This is a genomic window from Negadavirga shengliensis (genome assembly GCF_042652345.1).
Taxonomy (GTDB): domain Bacteria; phylum Bacteroidota; class Bacteroidia; order Cytophagales; family Cyclobacteriaceae; genus Negadavirga; species Negadavirga shengliensis.
On record NZ_JBHSJJ010000003.1, the window covers coordinates 79,564 to 95,039 of the forward strand.

16 protein-coding genes are annotated in these 15,476 nt (G+C 43.9%); 14 read left to right on the forward strand and 2 right to left on the reverse strand.

The window, feature by feature from the left end:
* Positions 1–22: 22 nt before the first annotated feature.
* The 7 genes from ACFPFU_RS05600 (at position 23) to ACFPFU_RS05630 (ending at position 4,464) form a co-directional block, all read left to right on the forward strand.
* The gene (locus tag ACFPFU_RS05600) at positions 23–154 is read left to right on the forward strand and encodes a hypothetical protein (protein ID WP_377062364.1); all 132 of its coding nucleotides are present in this window, start codon (positions 23–25) and stop codon (positions 152–154) included.
* Positions 145–501: a transposase gene (locus ACFPFU_RS05605; RefSeq protein ID WP_377062366.1), complete on the forward strand. Its 357-nt coding sequence runs from the start codon at positions 145–147 to the stop codon at positions 499–501. Before ACFPFU_RS05600 ends, ACFPFU_RS05605 begins: the two co-directional genes overlap by 10 nt.
* A gap of 96 nt (positions 502–597) precedes the next feature.
* Positions 598–1,179 (forward strand): hypothetical protein, encoded by a 582-nt coding sequence (locus ACFPFU_RS05610; RefSeq protein ID WP_377062368.1) that lies wholly within the window; start codon positions 598–600, stop codon positions 1,177–1,179.
* Between the two features lie 164 nt (positions 1,180–1,343).
* On the forward strand, positions 1,344–1,706 hold the full coding sequence (locus tag ACFPFU_RS05615) for a TolB-like 6-bladed beta-propeller domain-containing protein (protein ID WP_377062370.1): 363 nt from the start codon (positions 1,344–1,346) through the stop codon (positions 1,704–1,706).
* Between the two features lie 241 nt (positions 1,707–1,947).
* Positions 1,948–2,670 (forward strand): hypothetical protein, encoded by a 723-nt coding sequence (locus tag ACFPFU_RS05620; RefSeq protein WP_377062372.1) that lies wholly within the window; start codon positions 1,948–1,950, stop codon positions 2,668–2,670.
* Positions 2,667–3,017, forward strand: coding sequence for a BF3164 family lipoprotein (locus ACFPFU_RS05625; protein WP_377062374.1), 351 nt, complete (start codon positions 2,667–2,669; stop codon positions 3,015–3,017). Before ACFPFU_RS05620 ends, ACFPFU_RS05625 begins: the two co-directional genes overlap by 4 nt.
* Positions 3,018–3,399: 382 nt before the next feature.
* Positions 3,400–4,464 (forward strand): BF3164 family lipoprotein, encoded by a 1,065-nt coding sequence (locus ACFPFU_RS05630; protein ID WP_377062376.1) that lies wholly within the window; start codon positions 3,400–3,402, stop codon positions 4,462–4,464.
* Positions 4,465–4,730: 266 nt separating this feature from the next.
* Here the strand turns inward: ACFPFU_RS05630 and ACFPFU_RS05635 are convergent, their stop codons facing one another.
* Together ACFPFU_RS05635 and ACFPFU_RS05640 are read right to left on the reverse strand one after the other, a co-directional pair.
* Complete coding sequence (locus tag ACFPFU_RS05635) at positions 4,731–6,251, reverse strand: sodium:proton antiporter (protein ID WP_377062378.1); 1,521 nt, start codon at positions 6,249–6,251, stop codon at positions 4,731–4,733.
* A gap of 142 nt (positions 6,252–6,393) precedes the next feature.
* Positions 6,394–7,485: an anhydro-N-acetylmuramic acid kinase gene (locus ACFPFU_RS05640; protein ID WP_377062380.1), complete on the reverse strand. Its 1,092-nt coding sequence runs from the start codon at positions 7,483–7,485 to the stop codon at positions 6,394–6,396.
* Between the two features lie 284 nt (positions 7,486–7,769).
* Here ACFPFU_RS05640 and ACFPFU_RS05645 point away from each other — a divergent pair, with 284 nt between their 5' ends.
* The 7 genes from ACFPFU_RS05645 to ACFPFU_RS05675 all read left to right on the forward strand — a co-directional run bounded on the left by ACFPFU_RS05645 (position 7,770) and on the right by ACFPFU_RS05675 (position 15,430).
* The gene (locus ACFPFU_RS05645; protein ID WP_377062382.1) at positions 7,770–8,492 is read left to right on the forward strand and encodes a type III pantothenate kinase; all 723 of its coding nucleotides are present in this window, start codon (positions 7,770–7,772) and stop codon (positions 8,490–8,492) included.
* A complete protein-coding gene (locus tag ACFPFU_RS05650) occupies positions 8,479–9,762 on the forward strand; it encodes a hypothetical protein (protein WP_377062384.1) in 1,284 nt (427 codons plus the stop codon). The genes ACFPFU_RS05645 and ACFPFU_RS05650 overlap by 14 nt, the downstream gene beginning before the upstream one ends.
* Before the next feature lie 11 nt (positions 9,763–9,773).
* Complete coding sequence (locus ACFPFU_RS05655; protein ID WP_377062386.1) at positions 9,774–11,075, forward strand: tetratricopeptide repeat protein; 1,302 nt, start codon at positions 9,774–9,776, stop codon at positions 11,073–11,075.
* Positions 11,076–11,213: 138 nt separating this feature from the next.
* Positions 11,214–11,744 (forward strand): LPS export ABC transporter periplasmic protein LptC, encoded by a 531-nt coding sequence (gene lptC, locus ACFPFU_RS05660; RefSeq protein ID WP_377062388.1) that lies wholly within the window; start codon positions 11,214–11,216, stop codon positions 11,742–11,744.
* 8 nt (positions 11,745–11,752) lie between these two features.
* Complete coding sequence (locus tag ACFPFU_RS05665) at positions 11,753–11,962, forward strand: hypothetical protein (protein ID WP_377062390.1); 210 nt, start codon at positions 11,753–11,755, stop codon at positions 11,960–11,962.
* Positions 11,962–13,230: a hemolysin family protein gene (locus ACFPFU_RS05670; protein ID WP_377062392.1), complete on the forward strand. Its 1,269-nt coding sequence runs from the start codon at positions 11,962–11,964 to the stop codon at positions 13,228–13,230. The genes ACFPFU_RS05665 and ACFPFU_RS05670 overlap by 1 nt, the downstream gene beginning before the upstream one ends.
* An 85-nt stretch (positions 13,231–13,315) precedes the next feature.
* Positions 13,316–15,430, forward strand: a complete 2,115-nt coding sequence (locus tag ACFPFU_RS05675) for a SurA N-terminal domain-containing protein (RefSeq protein ID WP_377062393.1) — start codon at positions 13,316–13,318, stop codon at positions 15,428–15,430.
* The last annotated feature ends 46 nt before the right edge of the window (positions 15,431–15,476 follow it).

A 15,476-nucleotide genomic window follows, 5' to 3' on the forward strand; every position in this document is an offset into this window, starting at 1 on the left:
CTGGTTTTTCAAGAAACAGGTGATGAAAACGATGGAAAGCAGCCAAAACTTCCCCATGGTGGGGAAAGTAGAAGTGGACGAATCCTATGTTGGCGGCCAGAATGGCAAGGCCCTGGGAAGGAACGAGGGCAAAAAGAGAAAATCATGGTGGTAGGCATAGAATGGGGTTCAAAAGGTGTGTCTCGTTGGTATGGCAGGGTGGTGGAAACCGCGTCCAAGGCCAATCTGGGAGATTTTATGAATGATTACATCAACAGCGATGCCGAAGTCAAGACCGACTATTGGAGTGGGTATAAGGGCATAGAGACCCATTTTCCCAAACTGGTCCGTGAAAAATCGGGAAAGAACTGGGAGAATTTCAAACAGATGCACCGGGTGATCATGATGTTCAAAGCATGGCTAAGGGGTACCCCCTATTCGGTCATGAACCTACAGCCCTACATCAACGAGTACACCTACAGGTTTAACTGCCACAAAATGAAGGAATCTTTGAAAATCTGATGAGAAGGATGATTGCTAAGCCACCTTATCCGTACAAAGTCTTTATTTATTAAGTGCCTACTTCAAATCATTAATTAACAAATATAATTACAAACCATGAATAAGATCATATATACATCTTTTGTAACATTGATGTTGTCAACTTTATTTAGTTGTGATAACAATAAATTAGATCATCAAAAATACATGACTTTAGATTCTTTGGAATATGTATTGGAATTTCCTAATGAGTTTGTGATCCATAACAAAAAAGAAACAGGTATAGACCTTGTAGGAGTTTGGGATTTTGCTATTCAAGACAGTATTATGATTCTGTCTACCAGAAAAAAAAATGGGGTCTGGAAATTTCTATCTCTTCCTGAATATCACCATTTAGGTGACTTTTTACATGTTGGAGAGGGACCATTAGAACTTTCTTCATCACCCAGTGTATCGGATAAAGTAAAAATAACCAAGGAAAACAACCGATACCATGCATACATATATGATTTCGGATACGGAAAGTTACTAAAATTAGACATCAATCAATCCATTAAACATCAAGAATTATTCATATCCACTATTAACGATTCTCTGCCTCAATATTTATTCGATTTTTTAGTGATTGACACCGATACCTATTTTTGTAAAGAAATAGGAAATATGGAGACCCAGCAATTCCGATACCTACTATACTAAAGGGAATCAAACTGCGAATTCTACTATGGAAAAGCTCAATATGTCCTCTGTATTGGACGGCATGAATTTTAACATATTATCAACAATGACAAAATTGAATGATCGGCAAAAAAAAATCGTGGAAATGCATTTTGGATTAAATTATATTAACATATACTCACTTGATGATTCATTTAAGAAAACAATTTGTGTGGAAAAAAAAATTAGATGATCTCAGTTTAATAGAAAAGACGGACTGGGATGATAGAATATTAAAATTTTCTGATCTTCGTGTATATGACGATTTTTTTGGAGTAGTATATATCAATGAAAAGGAGAAAATATATGAAACATCAAGAAAAAATTTACCCTCCATTCTTTTATTTAATTGGAACGGGGATCCGATAGCCAAGTTAAAACTTCAAAATTATATTTCCTCTTTCGATATTGATTTTACTCAAAGTGAACTTTATACTTTTGATATCCAATCCGATGAATTTTTTAAATATGATATTTCGGATATTCTAGATGAATTAAATACTAAATAGTTTTGATAAGTTGAAATCCAATCGAAAAAAAGTATTTCTTATAAATAAATCAAAATTCCGCGCTTTGAACCACTAACTTATTCCAACCCTTCGGGCAAAACAATTAAAATTCCCGGGATCGGGGTGGTCGAGCCTGAAGACAACCCTGTTATTTTAATGATGAAACTGAAAGAAGAATACATTCGATAAACTAGGGCAAGGTCTGAATCGAATGGAATTCCAAACCCAAAACAAGTAACATATGTCACATTTCACCTCTTCCTATCGGCTACAGGGCTACCTGACACTTTGGACACTCACACTTATCAGTTGTAGGGAGGCGGATCCGCATGATCCCCATCTCTCCGATTATTTTGCGGAACTGCCTGTCGTTTCCCTATACGGAAACCCTGTAGAAATAGTGGAGACCGATGAGGTCTATTTTACCCAGATGTGGGAAATGACCTATGCGGAGGGGATGTTGATCATCCGTGATAAAGATCCCAACCATTATTTCAAGATTTTCCATCTGCATTCGGGTAAAATAGCGAAACTGGGGAAGATTGGTGACGGACCTAATGAGTTACAGACTGACCATACCCGAGTCGCCGTTGACGGCGCGAACCGCCTGGTTTACCTTTCTAACTACCCACATTACTATGCATATCGTGTGGACAGCCTGAAAAACAACAGCAACACGAATCCTTTGCATCGCATAAAGATCAATCCCCAGGAGGACAACCTCATCGAAAGCACCGTATCCGGTGGCTATGTGATCGGGGCGATGTTCACGAGACGCTTTGGCCTGCACCGGCTGAACGACGACCATTTCTCTAGCTTAGGCGAGTATGAACAGGGGACCTTCATGTCCAATCAGGCAGCGTTCTATGCCCATCCTTTCGATAAAAAGGCAGTAATGTTAGCTAGATCTTCAGAAGCATTCGCTATCTTGGACTGGACTATGCCGAAGGCCACCTTACCGTGATAAAAGATTATAAGGGCTGGACCAGTGAGCAGCGGGAGGCGGAGGAACCGGGAGGCATTGTCCGGACCGTACCTCAGGAGGATGCCAAATATTGCTTTGTCAGCGGCGCAACCTCTGAGAAGTACATCTACGCCCTGTATAGTGGGAACCTCAGATCTGCTACGGAATTTATAGACCCGGCTCTTGCGGACACCGTATATGTTTTCGACTGGAAGGGAAATCCCGTCAAAAAACTCACGCTGGATCATTCAGTAAGATCCATTGCTGTGGATGAGGAAAATCAAATACTATATGCAGCGGCATTTATGGATAAAGACCTTAGACTGGTCAGGTTTGATCTGAGGTGATACAGGGTTAACCTAGGTTTCGGTGAACGTTATAGCAGTGGGTAAATTTTTGCGGGTTAAGTTAGAGACTGTTGTACAGCTTGCTGTCCGGTAAGAAAAACACTCAGATGCACTCCTTAAGTATTATAAGTATCAACTGTATCACCCATGTCAACGATGCTCAGATGGGCGATTTTATTTAAAAGGCTCACCGGAGGCCAAAACCATATGAAACCTAAGGTAGCTATCAGGGAAACATGCGAGGTTCTATATGGCCGATAGAAAACAATTATAATCATATGAAATCGAGCATGACGAGATCGTCACAAAGTGGGATGCCCCGATAGCTATCGGGGAAAACATGCGAGATTCCATATGGCCACTGAAAAACAATTATAATCATATGAAACTACCATTAAATCTAGGTATAACTGTAATGTTACTTTTAGGTTGTACATCGGAAAGCCCCACCACTTTTCTGGGAAAAAATCCGGTGACAGTTAAATTTGAAAAATCATACAACCTCGACGGAGCCATCATTCCGCTGGAAATCCTAGGCACACAAAACATCTATATTCTAGACAGTTTACTGGCCATTACAACGCCTCAAAGAGACACCTTGTATCACCTGGTATCTCTGCCGGGCTTTAAACAAAAAAAAAGCTTTATTAGAAAAGGAGGCGGTCCCAATGAATTTGAAAGTGCCTTAAGACCTCTGGCTGTAGAAAAAAAGGGTGATGACCTGCTTATTTCTTTTTATCATCGGGCAAGGCAGGGGATTTTCCACTTTAACCTCACGCAATCTTGGCTTCATGACATTGATATATTTCAAGACACCATCAAATTGGAAAAATTGAATGAAATATACAGAGCCTATAATATTGATAATGAATCGATTTTTGTGGACAACCTGGATTTTCTCAATTTGAACCAACTATACGCCGTATATCAATGGAAAAACCAATATATTACCCGGCTTGATACTGCCGTTGTATCAGGACTTTCGGATCAAAAAGACAGCTATTTGATGGCTTCCACCACGATTTTCGACAAGTCAAAGCGGAAGTACGCTGGCGGAATGATGTTTATGGATCAACTGAATATATATGACATCGAAAATCCAGAAAAGTCAATTGCAATTACGTCCAGTAGCAGTCCGGAATCGCTAAGTGACGCTTCGAGAACAATTATGCCCCTAAAAAAGGAATACTACGTAGATCTAAGGGCCGGAAACGGATTCCTTTTCGGGTTATATGCCAATCAAAATAGAAAAGCCTGGGCTATGGGAGATACTCCCGCTGAAATACACGTACTCGATTGGGATGGAAATGCACTTTGCAAACTAACTACAAAGGAAAAACTCATACACATCTGTATTGATCCGGTCAACCACACGCTGTATGGTCTAGCTGAGAAAGACGAGATATACTCCTATAACCTGAACATTGTTCCTGAATTGGCAAATTAACGCAGAGACGTCATCAAAACCTCAAGTATAGGCACACGGACGGCGGGTTGGTTTGACGAATACTGTTTTGATGGAAAATAGCAATTCCGCTTCCTCCCCTTCTCGGCGTAGTGCATTTCCTCTCAGAATGGAAGTTCAGTGAATGAAACCGTCAAGGCCAATTGAGACCTCACAGTGGTGGTCATCAATACCCCCCTCCAACGCCTCATTTTCGAATTACCCGCTGTAGCTTACATGAATTTTTATGCCGGCCTAAAGTGCCTCCCTTAACCCGAAAACGCAAAAAACACCAGCCAGGTAATCAACAGGATCGGCAACAGCAGCGGAATGGAAAAGCGGATGATGTACCCAAAGAAGGATGGCATCCTGATGCCGCTCTGCTCGGCGATGGACTTGACCATAAAATTGGGGCCGTTTCCGATATAGGTCATGGCGCCAAAGAACACCGAAGCGATGGAAATGGCCATCAGTTCAAAGGCAGAGTGGTCATACAGGTCCATGGCAAAATGCCGCACTTGTTCAATGTTATTGATGTCCGCATCCTGTGAAGCCATGGCCGCAGCAAGGAAATTCAGGTAAGTAGGGGCATTGTCCAAAAATCCAGACAATATGCCGGTTCCCCAATAAAGGGTGTTATAGGTAATCAGTGCCGCCCCATCGGGTGACTTGGCGAAGTCGCCCACCAGTTCAAGCGCTGGCATCATGGTGCCAAAAATACCTATAAATATAAACGCCACTTCCCGGATGGGCTCAAAGTTGAACTCATTGCCCTGAAGTGCTACCCGGTTTGCAAATCTATAAGAGAGAAAAGCCACCGACAACATGATGATTTCCCGCAAAAAGGAAAACTTCATTCCGTCATAATGGATGGCGGGCACCCAATCCAGCACGTTGGGGTCCAGGAATACGGACAAAATGACGACCAGCAGCCACAGAAAATTTTTGGTGCCTGAGAGGGAGATCTTATTGGTAAAAGTGGCTGGTTCTTCCAATTCAATGCCATTGCCGTTCCCATATTTCCTGTCTACCAGATAAAAGAGAGCAGAAAGTATGATCAGGGCCAACAGCCAGGCAGGCCAGTTATGTTCCAGCGTCCAGAAGAAGGGCACGCCTTTGAGGAAACCCAGAAACAACGGGGGATCGCCTATCGGCGTAAGGGAGCCGCCCACATTGCTGACCATAAAAATGAAAAAGATGATATGGTAAGGCTGTATATTGTTTTTATTGAGCCGGATAAAGGGCCGGATCAGAAGCATGGAAGCCCCGGTGGTACCGATCAGGTTAGAAATCAAGGCCCCGATCACCAGCAGGCTGACATTGGCCAGGGGAGTGGATTTTTTATCCACCTCAATCAATATCCCCCCGGAAGCAATGTATAATGACGCCAGAAGGGAAATGAACTGAATGTATTCCGCCATGGCATGCACCGGATGATGGACATTATGCAGTACAAACAGGTAATAAAAGACCACGACCACCGCTAATCCGACCGCTATCTTGGGGTAATTGTGGTGCCAGAAATGTTCGTAGAATAAAGGCCCGGTGGCAATCATCAACAGCAAAACCACAAAAGGGATCACCAGCCAAACAGGCGCATGGCCATGTTCTTCCACGTGTTCAGGCTCCAATATGGAATCGGGGGTTTGGTCAGTATCAGCTTCGTCGGCACGTTTTATTTCCAGCTGTTTACCGGATTCTTGGTCATTGTCTTGGGCAAGGGTATCATAAGGGAAGGCGAACGTTAAAAATCCCAAAATGAATACACATGAAGCTATAAAATTCCTCATTCAATTAATTTTATATTTTTGGCAAGTTAAATTAGGATTGTTAGGGGATTCAAAAAAACCGAATGATTCCATGGTTTTAATTTCCCTAAACTACCTAATTTGTGCTATATGAACCAATAGTTTGGTGGTAGAGGGTCGAAATTTATTTTAAAAAGCCATACAGCGTACCTCCGCAGTTATCGGAGGCAGCACCCGTTACCGATGCCAGGCAATTGTTCTCCCCTCTGGTTCTTAGCACGCCCAAAAAGGCGAAAACCATGGCTTCTTTGAAATCGATGATTTTCTTTTCGGGCAGAACTACCCGGGTTTTCCCCGCCAGCTTTTCAGATAACTTTTCGATGAAATGTTGATTGTATGCGCCTCCCCCGGTGACCAGAAGCTGACCTGGCCGGCCGGTTTCGGAGTGGGTTTTGAGTACGGTTTCGGCGATGCGGTTGGCAAAATGATCCGACAAAGTGGCAAGAATGTTTTTTACAGGAAAACCGGTTTTCTCCAGAAGCGGCAAAAACGTTTCTTCAATGTCTTCCCTGCCCAGGGACTTGGCTCCCCGGTGCCGGTAATAGGCCAGTTTTTCAAGATGCTCAAGCAATTCCGGCAGGATTTCCCCCTCTGCGGCCAGAAGACCATCCTCATCATAAGCCAGTCCCAGCCTGGAAGCATAATGGTTCAACAGCAAATTAAACGGACAAACATCATAGGCTATCCGGCTCTGGCCTTCAGAATGGGAGATATTGGCAATTCCGCCAAGGTTCAGGCAATAATCGTACGATCCGAAAAGAAGCTTATCACCGATGGGGACAAGTGGGGCACCCTGTCCTCCAAGGACCACATCCAGGCTGCGGAAATCATTGATTACAGGCACACCGGCAGCTTGCCATAGGGCATAACCGTTGCCGATTTGCTTGGTGAGTTTTTTCTCGGGGCGGTGAAATACTGTATGACCGTGCGAAGCAATGAACAAGGGGGCCAACTTGTGGGCCTTACAGAAAGCCTTTACCTGATTTCCCATCCATTCACCGAAGGAAACATCCAGTAAGGCCAAATCTTCGGAGGAAAGTTGATGGGATTTTCTCAGGGCATCCCCTAGATCCAATGGAAAAGGAACCGTTTGGGCCTGGGTGATATCAAAAGTCCAGTCTTTCTTCTTTTCAAACACGCAATATGCCATGTCCAGCCCGTCTCCCGAGGTACCGGACATCAGCCCGATGACCGGATAGGTCTTATCTTCAGCCATAAGGGTTAAAGTTTGTTAAAATAATAAACGTAAAGTTAAAATTAATTTACACAATCAAAACGGGCTTTGTAAAATGACTAATTTTACCGGATGTTGAATATGGAATCAGCCGGTTAAAGAGCCGCTACGATCATTATCCGCTAGCGGTTTCCGCATGGAAAAAGGCCGTCAAATGATCTTACGGATGCTTTGGGATGGGGTTCCGAATATTCATGATCGATTGGTGTTGGATCCTGAAAATTTATTTCGGAACACAAATGGAATGTATACCCTAATCATAAGCTATGTTAAGGAAATTGGTAATAGATATAGGCAACACCAGGATAAAAACAGGCCTTTTTGTGGGAGAAGAGCTTTGCATGGTCGTATCCTTTCAGGGTATGAAAGAATGTATCGATCACTGCGCTACGTTGGAATTTTCACACACGATAGTAAGTTCGGTAAAATGGGACAAGCATGAGCTTGAATCCATCATCCCGTTCCCCTTTCTGTTTTTTGACCATGGAATCAGGCTTCCTATCCACAATAAATACAACACCCCCCATACTCTGGGTCTTGACCGGCTGGCTGCGGTAATGGGAGCGAGGGCTTGGGGAAACCATGGGCCGGCACTCGCCATTGACCTGGGTACCTGCATTACCTATGATGTCATCAATGCCGCCGACGAATACCTGGGCGGAGCCATTTCTCCGGGCGTCAGCATGCGTTTTGAGGCGATGCACAGGCAGACGGCCAGATTGCCTCTCGCCACCTTAACCACCTTTCCTCCGCCATTTATAGGGAAGGATACCGTATCCTGTTTGCAGAGCGGTGTTTTTTTTGGTATCAGGGAAGAACTGAAAGGCATGATAAAATCGTATGCACATATTTATCCGGATCTCAAAGTCTTTATTTGTGGCGGGGATGCGGAATACTTTGAAAGCTTAACAAAAGACCACATATTTGTAATCCCCAATTTGGTCCTTTATGGATTGGAAAGAATTTTAACATACAATGTTGATAAATAAAAGGCTTTATATAATAGGTTTGGTTTTCACCTGTTTTACGATACATCAAAACTTTGCACAGTCCACGTCTTCCACGTACAGTTCATTGGGCATAGGGAAGTTCAACAATTCGGGACTGACCCAAAACCAGGCTATGGGAGGTATGGGCATCAGTTTTGGAAACAGTTTCAGTATCAACCATGTCAATCCCGCGGTTTCTGTAAAAAATACGGCTTTCAGCTTTCAGGCAGCATTAAATTACAACCGCCTGGACGCGTCCACAGAGGCAGGGTCTGAAGCCATTGATGGGGGAGGACTGAGCTACGTGGCCATGTCTTTCCCGCTGGTCTCCAGAAAATGGACCATGGGACTGGGATTGAACCAACTGACCGGGGTCAATTATAACCTGACCGTCAATTCTGAAGTCGTTAATTCTGACCTGATATCCCAAAATACAATTCAGGGCAGAGGCGGTTTGAGCGAAGTTTATCTGCAGACCGGATTTGAGTTGTTCAGAAACCTTAACCTGGGTATACACGGCTCATACACCTTTGGTTCTACCATACGTACCAACCAACTTGAATTGCTCACCGCAGAACTGAACCCTGTAGGGATATCCTCGGAATATTTTGAGAGAATGACTTTCAGCGATCTTACGGTAAAAGGGGGACTGTACTACCTGGCACGTCTCGGAAACCAAAAATACCTGAACTTCGGAGCCATTTATCATGTATTTGGCGACATTAGTGGAAAAGAGTTTGCAAAAATGGCAGAATTAGGACAAGCTAGTATGCCCAACGCGCCCGGTGATATACTTTCTGACAACGTTGAGGGAACTATTTTCATACCTAATAGGTTAGGTTATGGTGTAACTTATGAAAAAATTAATAAATTTGCTATAGGGCTAGAAGCACAGCATCAGGACTTTAGCCAATATAGGGGATTTGGAGGTGCAGAAAGTACCTTGGGCAACTCCTTTAAAATTGGACTTGGAGGTCAGTACACCCCTGATGCATTCTCACTGGAAAGTATGTTCCAGCGCTCCACTTTCAGGGCAGGAGTCGAATACGAGAGATTGCCCTATGTGTTGAACCAGACTCAAATAGATGATGTTGGCATTAATTTTGGGGCCTCGATACCTGTGCATGCTTTATCGCTATTAAATTTTGCGGTTAAAGTAGGTACAAGAGGAACTGTAGATAATGGATTAGTAAGAGAGAATTATTTCAAAGTATCTTTGGGAGTCTCGATAAATGATAATAGTTGGTTTTATAAAAAAGTATTTGAATAATGTTGACAAACATGAAAATTAAAATTTCGATTATCGGATGTTTGTCCTTCCTCATGGTAGGACTGGCTCAGGCGCAGGGAAATTGGAATTGGCCATCTGACCCGCAGATGGAACACAAGGCAAGAGAATCCAATGCAGCCTATAACGATTATAAAAAGTCCAATGAGTTTTTAAAAGCAAAAGGTCCATTGCATTGGTTATTGACCAATGTCCCGGATCTCAACGAGGCCCTCTACATCAATGGTGTGGATGTGTATGCCGGCGCCGCCAAAATGGTATCCGATGAAAAGGAAGCCAGGGTTTATCAGGATTCTGTCCTCACCATCTATGATTTGAGAAAAGATCTGTATGATAACGAGGATAAGTGGATAGCCAATAAGGCTTATTATGCTTATCAGTTCTATAAAGGAGATAAAGACAAGATAGGACTTGTTACCGAATTGTTCGAAAGGACACTGGAATTAAACGGATCGCTTCACCATCAACTTATAGCCGCTTATTTTGATGCCATATACAGAAACTTTGCTTTCAATCAAGCTTATACACCCGATGAAGTAATTGAAAAATATGAGGATCTAATGGGCAGGTTGGAAGAGGCTGAGGAAGAAGGAGCCAATGTTGCCACACCCAAAGCCACTTTGGAACAGCTGCTTACTGCCATGGAGATCATAGACTGTAATTTCATAGAAAGAAACATGGGACCAAAGTTGGCAAAGGATCCCACCAACATGAAGCTTGCCCAGCAGATTTTCCAGTATTCTGTGCAGCATAAGTGTACCAATAGCCCTACATTCCTAAGTGCGCTGGAAGTAATTGACAATAATGACCCCACATTCTCGACTTCTCAAGTGAGAGGGTTGAGGTACATGCAGAATTCGGAGTATGACAAGGCCGGTGAGCTTTTTGAAAAAGCCCTGACCCTGGCGACTACCGATGAGCAGCGCGCTGAGATTCACTGGGATATGGCTAAAGTTCATGCCAACCTTGGCAGAAAAAACCAGGCAAGATCCTCAGCCCTGAAATCAGCCGAATTGGACAATACCCGGGAAAAAGATGCCTACTCATTTATAGGAGGCCTGATCATGGGCTCCAGCAGCGAGTGTAAAGGAGGTCAAAGCAGGGTGAAGGATTACTCTATCTTTATTGCCGCCTATGATGCTTATGCCAAAGCCGGTGACACCAAAGGGATGTCCAACGCGAAATCCAGATTCCCCTCTAAAGAAGAACTCTTTACAGAAGGGTTTCAGGTAGGTGAGACCATCAATACAGGATGCTGGGTTGGTCAGACCGTGACTTTGGCCACCAGGGACTGATCCCGTTTATTGATCCCAATTATAACCAATAAGACCAATTATTATCAATAGCAAAAGGCGGTAGCAATACCGCCTTTTTTTTGGTAGCGGATTCATCTGTATATTTGTCTGAAATTTCAGGGTATTAAAACTGTGGCTATGATAAGAAATGTTTTGCTTCTGATCCTCGTTTGGGTGTTCATTGGGGTTTCCTGCAGGGAGGATATTGACAAAAGCCAGTTGGAGTTTTACGAAGGCCCGATTAGGATAAGCCATGACATCGAATTGCTCCACAGTGACTCGGCCATAGTCAGAACCAAATTGATGGCTGACAAGCAGCTGGAATTCCAAAACGGCAACACTGAATTTCCGGAGGGGATAGTGATTCATTTCTTTGAAAAAGATGGAGAACTGAGCACCACGATCAGGGCGGACAGGGGATATCATGAAAGAAAAACCGACCTTTACCGGGGAGAAGGGGATGTCCAGGTACATAACCTGCTTAAAGATCAGAGACTCTCTTCGGAAGAATTGTTCTGGGATCCGCGCACAAAGAAAATTTATACAGAAAAATTTGTGACCGTGGAAGAACCTACCAGGATCATCAAAGGCACCGGGATGGAGGCCGATGAAGGGTTCAACGATTATAAATTCACCAAGGTGACGGGAATCATTGAAGATATTTTGTAAATTAAGAAATGAAATTAGCTGATACCATCCTACTATCCTTGTCTGCGGCATTGGTAATTATCGGTACCCATTTGACGATGAAAGTTGGAATTGATGCCTCTTATCCGGTATTCATGTTTGCCGTGGCTTTGCTGTTCTGGTATATGTACAGGAAGAAAGACAATGAAGAGGAAGGGTCTTCCGCGCAGGATATGCCCAAAAAGAAGAAGAAACGCTAATGGATCAGCAGCATTTGATTTTTGTTTTGATCGCTCTTTTTTTTTCAGCCCTCTTTTCGGGGCTGGAGATCGCATTTGTTTCTGCGAACAGGCTGCACATAGAACTTCAAAGCAAGCAAGGCAAGATGACCGGCAGGATATTATCCAATTTTGTTCAAAACCCCAGCCAGTTCATCGGGACCACTTTGCTTGGAAATACCATTTCATTGGTGTTATATGGTATATTCATGGCTTATTTGTTGGGGCCGGTCATCGCTTATATGCTTCCGGATTTTATCGAAAACCAAGCCGGTGTAATGATATTACAAACCATAGTTTCCACTATTATCGTCTTGGTGACAGCGGAGTTCATTCCCAAAAGCATATTCATTCTCAATCCCAACAGTATGCTTTCATTTTTTTCTTATCCTTTTGCGGTTATCTATTACCTGATGTATCCCATCGTGTGGATTGTGGTGAAGCTCTCCAAATTTGTCATCATTTATGTTTTAAAGCTGGAATATAACGAAGACAAGCCGGTATTTAAAATTACGGATCTGAACAGTTTTATTCAGAATTATCTGGACACCAAGGGAGAAGAGGTGGAAATCGATACCAAGATATTCGACAATGCAGTGGATTTCAAAAAAGTGAAAGTCAGGGAATGTATGGTCCCCAGAACTGACATTGTGGCAGTGGAGGTGGAGGATGACATTGCAGAACTCAAAAAAATATTTATCGAAAGCGGGCATTCCAAGATCATTGTCTACAAAGAAACCATTGATGACGTCATCGGCTATTGCCATCACCTTGAGTTGTTTAAAAAACCCAAATCCGTTCAGGATATTCTTACCCCCATCATTATTGTACCTGAATCCGCGCTGGCCAATGAATTGCTGGTGCAGTTCATCAAAGAAAGGAAAAGTCTGGCGCTTGTGGTGGATGAATTTGGAGGAACAAGCGGGATCGTAAGCATGGAGGATATAATTGAGGAAATATTCGGGGAAATAGAAGATGAATACGACAGCGATGACCTCGTGGAGCAGAAAGTATCCGAAACGGAGTATCTACTGAGTGCAAGGCACGAAATTGATTATCTCAATGAGAAATACAATTGGAATCTGCCTTCCGGGGACTTCGAAACCTTATCTGGATTTATATTGTCTTTGGCCGAGGATATTCCCCAGAGGGGGGAGTCAGTGGTATTTGGGCCATTTACCTTTACGGTGACAGCTAAGCAGGAACATCGGATAGATACGGTCAGATTGAAGATCAATCCGCCCAACTAACTGAAATACTTGATTTATTGCTCCCCGAATATTTTGAAATTACCGCTATATGTAATTATTTTGCGACACTTCAAAAAACAGAAGAATGGCATTAATAAAAAAAATCAGACAAAGAACAGGCCTGGCAATCGGAGTAATAGCTGTTGGGCTTATATTCTTTTTAGTGGGCGGCGATATTTTGGGACCCAATTCAATGATTTTGGGATCCAGCAGAACGACGGTGGGAGAAATCGCCGGGGAGAAAATTTCCTATGATGAATATGTTCAAAAGATAGAAGAGACCAAACTTACTTTTCAGCAAAACACGGGGAGAAACCCAACAGAAAACGAGCTTTTTAGCATCAGGGAACAGGCCTGGCAGGCGCTTATCGTAGAAAAGGTATTTGCCACCCAGTATGAGGAACTTGGCCTTATGGTATCCGATGCGGAATTGGTGGACATGGTTCAGGGCAAGAACATCGTAGCGGAACTGCGGAGAGAGCTGACCAATCCCGAAACGGGTGAATTTGATCGTCAGCAACTGGTGGCCTTTTTGCAATCTTTGGAAAATGCGGATCCACAACAACAGAGGTTTTGGACCCAGCAGGAAAAATTGTTTGCGGATTCCAGATTGAGGATCAAATATGACAACATGCTGGCCACCTCCGAATATGCCACAAAAGCAGAAGGCAGGTTACAGCACAAGATGGCGAATACCATTGCCGATGTATCCCATGTGCATATCCCGTATTATGCGGTGTCCGATTCATTGGTGAAAGTTTCTGAGTCCGACCTCAAAAGTTATATGGGCAGAAACAGGGAACGGTTCAAAGTCACTCAGAGCCGGGATCTGGAGTATATTCGTTTTACGCTGGCACCGAGTGCTGAGGATTCCGCAGCGGTGGAGAGAGAAATCAACAGCTTGACTGCCGAATTGAAAGAAACGGAATCGGATTCGGTTTTTGTAATCAGAAATTCCGAATCCCCCAGTCCTTTTAGGACCGTTTATCCCGGAGATCCCTTGCCGGAAAACCTCACAGCCAACGTGGAGGATCCACAAGTCGGTGAGGTCTATGGTCCCTATTTGACAAACAGGTCAAGCTATGTCAGCTATAAGATTACAGATAGGTTTGATGGGGAGCCCAGGATGCGGGCCAGTCATATATTGTTAGGCACTGAAGGGATGGATGAAGCGGCGAAGAGCCAGGTGAGGGCAAGGGCCCAGGAAGTTTTGGACGAAGTCAATAGCACCGGAAATTTCGAGGCCGCGGCTATGCAACATGGACAGGATGCCACAGCCCAACGGGGTGGCGATTTAGGGTGGTTTGCCAAAGACGACTTTATCGAGGAGTTTGCGGATGTTGTTTTTGCCACCCGTTCCGCCGGCGTGATCAACAAGTTGGTCGAAACAGAGTATGGTTACCATATCATAAAGGTAACCGAATTGCCAAAAAGCCTTACCTATAAACTGGCCGTATTGGAACTTGAGCTGGTGGCCAGTGATATTACCCGTAATGATGTGTTCAGAAATGCAGACTATTTTGCAGCTAACTCCAATAATGCAAAATCTTTCCGGGAGAATGCGGAAAGGGAAAATTACCAAGTATCAAGAGCCAATGGGGTGGGCCCATCTGCCCGTTCACTGAACAACATGAGTGGCGCCAGAGAAGTCATCCGTTGGGCATTCAATGATGCCTCTGTGGGAGATGTTTCCTCGGTATTTGAGTTGGATGATGCTTATGTAGTGGCCTTGTTGGTCGGCAGGACGGAGGAAGGTACCGCGGACCTTAATGATGCGAGTACCCGTGACCAAGTGCTTTCGGAGGTCAGAAATGAAAAGAAAGCAGCCTATATAATGGATAAGATCAAAGGCCTGGAGACGCTGGAAGCCATGAAGGAGGTTTTTCCCGAGGCATCGATAGGATCCACTCCTGACCTTAGACTCAATGCCAGCGTGATTCCGGGTGTGGGATTTGCCCCGAAAGCGGTTGGGGCCATTTTTGGAATGAAGGATACCGGACAATTGTCCAAACCCATTCAGGAAGACATAGGAGTGATCGTGGCGCAGCTGAACAGCCTTACCCCCGCTCCTGAAATTGCGGATTTCACCAGATACCAGAATGAAGTGACAGGGAATGCCTCTCAAAGGACATCTTATATGATTATGATGGCGATGGAAGATCTTGCAGAGGTGAAGGATTACCGATACCGGTTCTTCTGAGACAAAAAAAAGAAACTGAGGGTCCCATTCGGCAACGAATGGGATT